At 33.2% G+C, this 6,646-nt stretch carries 8 protein-coding genes; all 8 read left to right on the top strand.

Going from position 1 to position 6,646, the window contains the following annotated elements:
• Positions 1–232: 232 nt before the first annotated feature.
• The 8 genes from COX95_04945 to COX95_04910 all read left to right on the top strand — a co-directional run bounded on the left by COX95_04945 (position 233) and on the right by COX95_04910 (position 6,313).
• Positions 233–703, top strand: a complete 471-nt coding sequence (locus COX95_04945) for a transcriptional regulator NrdR (GenBank protein ID PIZ85201.1) — start codon at positions 233–235, stop codon at positions 701–703.
• Between the two features lie 45 nt (positions 704–748).
• Positions 749–3,097 carry an anaerobic ribonucleoside-triphosphate reductase gene (gene nrdD, locus COX95_04940; GenBank protein PIZ85200.1) on the top strand — a complete coding sequence of 783 codons (2,349 nt, stop codon included), beginning with the start codon at positions 749–751 and terminating at the stop codon, positions 3,095–3,097.
• A 21-nt stretch (positions 3,098–3,118) separates the two neighbouring features.
• Positions 3,119–3,331, top strand: coding sequence for a hypothetical protein (locus COX95_04935; GenBank protein ID PIZ85199.1), 213 nt, complete (start codon positions 3,119–3,121; stop codon positions 3,329–3,331).
• 12 nt (positions 3,332–3,343) lie between these two features.
• Positions 3,344–3,589 carry a hypothetical protein gene (locus tag COX95_04930; protein ID PIZ85198.1) on the top strand — a complete coding sequence of 82 codons (246 nt, stop codon included), beginning with the start codon at positions 3,344–3,346 and terminating at the stop codon, positions 3,587–3,589.
• Between the two features lie 4 nt (positions 3,590–3,593).
• The gene (locus COX95_04925; protein PIZ85197.1) at positions 3,594–4,295 is read left to right on the top strand and encodes an anaerobic ribonucleoside-triphosphate reductase activating protein; all 702 of its coding nucleotides are present in this window, start codon (positions 3,594–3,596) and stop codon (positions 4,293–4,295) included.
• 17 nt (positions 4,296–4,312) lie between these two features.
• A complete protein-coding gene (locus COX95_04920) occupies positions 4,313–4,564 on the top strand; it encodes a YggT family protein (GenBank protein PIZ85196.1) in 252 nt (83 codons plus the stop codon).
• Positions 4,565–4,786, top strand: a complete 222-nt coding sequence (locus COX95_04915) for a hypothetical protein (GenBank protein PIZ85195.1) — start codon at positions 4,565–4,567, stop codon at positions 4,784–4,786.
• A gap of 510 nt (positions 4,787–5,296) precedes the next feature.
• Complete coding sequence (locus tag COX95_04910; protein PIZ85194.1) at positions 5,297–6,313, top strand: hypothetical protein; 1,017 nt, start codon at positions 5,297–5,299, stop codon at positions 6,311–6,313.
• Positions 6,314–6,646 lie beyond the last annotated feature (333 nt).

Genomic DNA, 6,646 nt, shown 5'->3' with positions numbered 1-6,646 from the left:
AATCTTTGGGTAATATTTCACCCATTGATTATTTAATAAAAACTGTTCCGGAGTCTCAAATGTGCGTGACGCGTACATGTTATTGATAAATTATTTTTAATACAATATATTGTGTTAAGAGAAGTAGTCGTGATACTATATCTTGTGGTAAAAAAGTTCTTGACAGCTTGTTCGGCAATCGATATTTTAGAATAGAAAGGTGTATACTCGACTTTAAAAAGGAGGAAATACGGTGAAATGTCCTAACTGTCTTTCTGATAACACAAAAGTGATTGACTCACGAGATGTTGATGACTTTAAGGCTGTTAGAAGAAGAAGAGAATGCGAGAAATGCAAAAGTCGTTTTACAACTTATGAGAGAGTCGAACTTACAAATCTTTTAGTGGTAAAGAAAGATGGTCGTCGAGAGGTTTATGACCGAAATAAACTTGAAAGCGGGATATTCAAATCATGCGAAAAAAGAGCAATTTCTCGCGAACAGATAGAAAGAACCGTTTCTGATATTGAGAGTAAGCTGCAATCAACCTGTGATACTGAAATTAAAAGTAAAAAGATTGGGGAGCTGGTTATTAGAGCATTGAAGAAAATTGATAAAGTGGCTTATATACGTTTTGCTTCCGTTTATAAATCATTTGATGATTTGCAGTCTTTTGAAGAAGAATTACAAACTTTAAAAAAGAAAAAATATTCATTTAAGGATTAACCAATTTTCTTACAATAAATAATAATTAATATAAGGGGCAAAAAATTGACCATAGAAAACAGAAGACTTTTTCAATACCTAGTGAAAGAAGTAGAGAATACAGGGTTACCAAGGGAAGCCATAGAAGAGATAGTGGAAATTATAGGTAAGAATTTTGAAAAATATAAAAAAGTTTCTGAGGACCAACTTAAGATGAATGAAATTCTTAGAGTGGTTAAGGAAAGCAATGATTACAAAGACTCAACTGATTTACATCTTTTGGTATCTGCCCCGACAAAAGGTGAAACTTTAAATTGGGACAGGGAAAGAATTAAAGATGCTTTGATAAAAGAAGCACAGCTATCAGACAAAGAAGCAGAAGACATTGCATTTGCAGTGGAAAGAAAGGTTTTATCTTCGGGTATTAGAACTATTAATGTAAGCCTTCTGAGGGAATTGGTTGATAATGAACTTTTTGAAAGAGGATACCAGGCAAAACTAAAAAAACAGGAAGTGATTGGTATTTCTACTTATAATATCAACCAGTTAATTTTTTCGAATACAAAAGAAAATAGTAACATAAAATCGAATAACCCAGAGGCTGTAAATTTAGGTATTGCCGAGACGATTCTGAAACAATTCGCTCTAAAAGAAGTATTTTCTCCAGAAATTGCTGAAGCGCACATGAAAGGCTCAATACATCTTCATGACTTAGGATATCCGGTAAGGGCTTATTGCTCAGCACACTCTATCGAATATATTAAAAAATATGGTTTAAGATTAGATAATTTAAGTACTGCTTCTACTCCTGCAAGATTTGCATCAACTCTAACCGGACATATTAATACATTTCTTGCCTCTATGCAGGCATATTATGCTGGCGCATTAGGCTTAACCTATGTGAATATTTTTTATGCCCCATATTTAGAGGGTAAGACTGATGCAGAATTGAAACAAGAAGCTCAGTATCTTATTTTCTCATGTTCTCAAAATGCATTTTCTAGAGGAGGCCAAACTTTATTTATAGATTTTAATGTTCATTTGGGAATTCCTGAATATCTTGAAAATGTTCCTGCTATAGGGCCTAAGGGAAAATATACTGGTAAGACTTATAAGGATTATGAAGAAGAGTCTCAAAGATTTTTAAAAGCCATGATGGATGTATGGAGGGATGGAGATTCTGATGGCAAGCCATTTCCTTTTCCTAAGATGAATCTTCATGTAGACGAAAAATCATTTACTGATCCTAAACAGAAAGAGCTTTTGGAATATGCGTGTAAGATTTCTTCTGAAAATGGCACACCCTATTTTGTTTTTGATCGTGATAAGGTTAATCTTTCGATGTGCTGCAGGCTTAGAACAAATGTCACTGATAAATACGTAATTGAGCATCCAGAAAGTATGAGATTTTGTGGTTTTCAAAATGTTACTGTTAATCTTCCCCAGGCTGCTTATAGGGCTGGTAGAACTAAAAGACATGACGTAGAAGAAGTAATTAAAGAAATCATTAAATCAATGGATGTAGCTGCTAAGGCTCATTTACAGAAAAAAGAATTCATAAAAAAACTTATGGAGCCAGGAAGGCCAATGGCTCAAGTAGGTAAAAACGCAGCGGATAACAGACCATATGTTAATCTTGATGAGGCAAGTTATATCATTGGTGTTATTGGTCTTAATGAATGTATAAAATATATTAACGGCAGAGATCTTCATGAAGATGAAGATACATTGAAGCTTGGCCTGAAAGTTATTTCTGCTATGTACTTGAGAGCAAAAGAATTAGAAAAGGAAGTTGGTTTTAAAATAGTTTTAGAAGAAACACCCGCAGAATCAACCTCTCTAAGATTAGCAAAAGTTGATCTTAAGGAATATCCGGAAAGCAAAGATTATGTAAGAGGAGATATTGAATCGGGCACTGTTTACTATACAAATAGCGTGCATCTAACCGCAGACGCACCCGTTGATATCATTGAAAGAATAGAGAAACAGGGTAAGTTTAATAATCTTATTGAAGCAGGCTGTATTACGCATGTATTTTTAGGAGAACAGAGACCTTCACCGGCTAGCATATATGCTTTAATCAAGAGAACGTGGGAAAATACATCTAGTGCTCAAATAGTAATTTCCCCAGAATTCACTTTCTGCCAAGATTGTAATAAGGTTAGTGCTGGTTATAAAAGAACTATAAATAAGCCAGGTCTTGTTAAGAATGTAATAGAGAACGAAAATAAAATATGGTATCAATGTCCTTATTGCGGTTTTGAGTCAGAAGCATTTTATAAAGGTTCACAGGATAATGTTTCTTTAGATGATCAGTATATAATATGTGGAGATGGTACAGACGGAGGATGCAAAAAAATTATTCATCAAAGTATTGCTGAGATGATGGACTCAGGATCAATAAAAAAAGTATAAATATATTTAAAGGAGGATAGTATGGAAACACCAAATCTTAAAATTTTAACAAGAGAAGAAGTGCATGAGTTATCTCATCAATCCGATAGCAGTTCCCCAACCTGTGCTTTTTGCGGTTCTGATAATGTTTATGGCATATCAAGAGTTGTTGGTTATTATTCTCCTATTAATAATTGGAATCTTTCTAAACAGGCTGAACTTGAAGCTCGTCAAAAAGGTGATTACCGACTTTAAGGATAAATACTTATGATTAAAATTTTTGCTAAAGACTCATGTCCAAAATGTCCTCCTGCTAAAGATTTAGCAGTTCAGTTAAAAGATAAAGGGATTAAAATAGAAATGTTTGATGTTGAAACGCCTAATGGTTTATCAGAGGCTGCAATGTATAATGTTATGGCAACGCCTTCTATTGTTATTACAGATGAACAGGGTACTGAAAAAAAGTCTTACAGAGGTCAGGTTCCTAGTTTAGAAGAAATAATCGGAGCATAAATATATGTCGTTGGGGATTAAAGGATTTATTCCAACATCTTTAATAGACTGGCCGGGTAAAATAACGACCATTATTTTTTTACCCGGATGTAGTTTTCGCTGCCATTATTGTTACAATCCGGAATTTATAACAAGTCCGCATTTAATAGAAGACATTAAAGACGAAGAAATATTCGGATATTTAGAGAAAAAGAAAAAATGGCTTGATGGTGTTACTATACTTGGTGGTGAACCGACAATCCATAATAATTTTTTAAAAATAGTTCAGGCTATCAAAAATGTAGGATTAAGGACAGCATTGCATACAAATGGTACTAATCCTGAAATATTAGAAAATATTATAAAAGATGAGTTGATAGATTATTTTGCAATGGATATAAAGTCATCAATTTCTTCTTATGAAAAAGTTGTGGATGTTAAGGTTGATTCCTCAGTCATTAAAAAAAGTGTTGAGATTATTAAAAATTCTAAGGTTGATTATGAGTTTAGAACAACAGTTGTCCCTGGTTTGGTTGATTTAAATGAAATTATCGAAATAGGGAAATGGCTTAAGGGTTCTAAAAAATATTTTATTCAACAGTTTAAGCCAGGCAAAACTTTAGATCCACAATACGAAAAAGTTAAGCCTTATCATATTCCGCAACTTCTAGAATTTAAGAAAGCCGCAGAACCTTTTTTTGAAACAGTTGAGATTCGGGGGATCTAAGATATAATATTTTTAGTATGAAAACTTTTATTATTAATACGTTTGATATATTTGCAGAGTTAATGGTCCTCTTAATTTTTATAAGAGTGATTTTGTCGTGGTTTTCAATAAATAATGGTTTTACTCAGTTGATAACAGATTTGACAGATCCGATTCTTGGTCCAATCAGAGAAATATTGCCGAAAAAAACAATGCTAGATTTTTCGCCCCTAGTTGCAATTATAGTTATTCAGCTGCTGCAATCTTTAATTCATTATCTTTTAGGTTAAATGAAGCTAATAGTTAAAGTCATTCCTAATTCTAAAGAAAATGAAGTTTTAGAAAAGGAAAACGGCTCTATAAAGGTTAGATTATCTGCACCAGCCAAAGAGGGAAAGGCCAATAAAGCCTTAATAGAACTTTTATCAGATTATTTTAATATTCCTAAATCTAGTATTTTCATAATCTCTGGTTCTTCGAGCAAAACAAAAATTGTTGATATATTGAAATAAGATATTACTTTTGAAAAATTAATTAAGTTTTCTTTAGCTGTTACTTTTTTAGAAAAAGTAACACAAAAATCGCAAACTACTCAAAAAACCTAAAAATCAACCTATTTTAAGCTTTCGGATTCGAATACTGAGAAGTGGTCTCGTTCTAGTCTGTTGTTACGATTATCCCTCGACTTGACGAATCCTTGTCTCTATCGAGGTAGCTTAAAATAGGTTGATTTTCTTAGCGGTTTTTATCGATGCTTGCATTAAAAACGCTTTTCCAAAATACGGGTAGACGAAGAATATTTTTTTCAAGATGCCATATATAATTTTTTGTTAGCTGTTCCTATCCGATAGAAAACAAAAAGGTATTGACGAGTGTCTTGTTTTAGAGTATAATTTGAATCTTTTAAGACCTACAAAAAGTAATGTTTTGTAAGGTTTCGTTTCTTTGAAAACCATATAAGCTACTTGAGGTATTTTTAAGTTAGTTTTTTGAATATAGGATTTTACTATTTAGAGAAGGGTGTGAGGGAATTGGTATACGAGAGATGGTCTTCTGAAAAGGTAGTCAGCAAGATTATGTCTCACATTAAAGAGCTAAAAAAGAATGGTGAACCGCTAAATTCAAAACACGCGCAAATTAACCATTCAAGGCTCTGGCGAATTGCTTGGGATTATTTCGGTTTTTGGGATAATGTTCTCAAGGCAGTTGGCTTAGATCCGGATATAGAACGAAAAGCAAAGAAAGGATTTAATCCAAGTAGGCCTCTTGGGAGGAGCAAGCTCGCACCATCATTAGAGCAAGAAACTCTTCTATTAAAGAAGGGTAACATTGCTAAGTTAACTTCCGTAATGCGAGAGCTAAGAAAATCATTGAAACAATCTCCAACTATACAAGAGATATCTCAAGGTTCAAGTACTTCAGTCAAACAGGTAAACGAATGGCTAGTTTACAGAGATCAATTGATTACAGCTTATATGAAATTAGCCAAGCAGTTAGCAACTGATAATTATTACTATTATCTTAACAATTATGGCTATACTTCTGAGAAGCTGGAAGATTTTATTGCAAAAGGTTACCTATTGCTTTCGGAATCGTTTGAGCAATTTGATTGGAGTAATTCCAATGGTAGTTTTACAAGCTACTTAAGGTCGGTTTTTGAAACCCAGCTTGAGAAATCTCCATTCGGAACTAATCCTTATGCAGAATCGTTAGATAAGGTTATGTTCGTTAGCAGGGGCGGTAGAGAAATTACGTTCGGAGACGCAGTGGCTGTTAGCAAAGATGATGTTTTTGATCTCATAGTATCTAATGAATATTCTTCTAATGAACCTACAGTTAAGAACCGTATACTTTCTACTTATCTCAAACAACTGCCAAGAATATTTAAAGAGATTGTTCTTTGGGATTATCGAATCAAATACCAAGCAAAAACTGATCATGAGATGGCTAAAATTCTTAACATAGAAGTGTCACAATTGTATTCTCTTAAGAATGTGGCTATAAGAAAGCTAAAAGCCATCAATGCCAAAGGGGCGTAAGAGTACTTTTACTCACAAACTATACTCGCAATATTTACAAAACTACATAAGAAAAAAGATGGGAACCATTCTCCCATCTTTTTTCTTTTTCCGTTTCCTTTTTTCTTTTTTCTCTAAGGTTTTAATTTGCCCACCTTTTGAAAAGACGTATAAAAAACAGGTGCTTTGAAAGCAACTTTAATTCTTATTCAAACAAGAATATTTTGGTCATTTCAAAGTATAAAAAATTACTTCAAAACACTGAATAAGTTACGAAACATTTGAGACTCCTGCAAATAACTAAGGAGTTTCCAATATGCATATCAAAGCCTTGTGGTATAAGACTAATTTGCA

This window comes from bacterium CG_4_10_14_0_2_um_filter_33_32 (assembly GCA_002792735.1).
In the GTDB taxonomy this organism is placed as follows: domain Bacteria; phylum Patescibacteriota; class CPR2_A; order CG2-30-33-46; family CG2-30-33-46; genus CG2-30-33-46.
This window is presented reverse-complemented; position numbering and strand designations above follow the sequence as displayed.

Coding starts and splice junctions, on each gene's coding strand:
- COX95_04935 (PIZ85199.1), top strand. CDS start 3,119: ATGGAAACACCAAATCTTAAAATTTTAACAAGAGAAGAAGTGCATGAG.
- COX95_04930 (PIZ85198.1), top strand. CDS start 3,344: ATGATTAAAATTTTTGCTAAAGACTCATGTCCAAAATGTCCTCCTGCT.
- COX95_04925 (PIZ85197.1), top strand. CDS start 3,594: ATGTCGTTGGGGATTAAAGGATTTATTCCAACATCTTTAATAGACTGG.
- COX95_04920 (PIZ85196.1), top strand. CDS start 4,313: ATGAAAACTTTTATTATTAATACGTTTGATATATTTGCAGAGTTAATG.
- COX95_04915 (PIZ85195.1), top strand. CDS start 4,565: ATGAAGCTAATAGTTAAAGTCATTCCTAATTCTAAAGAAAATGAAGTT.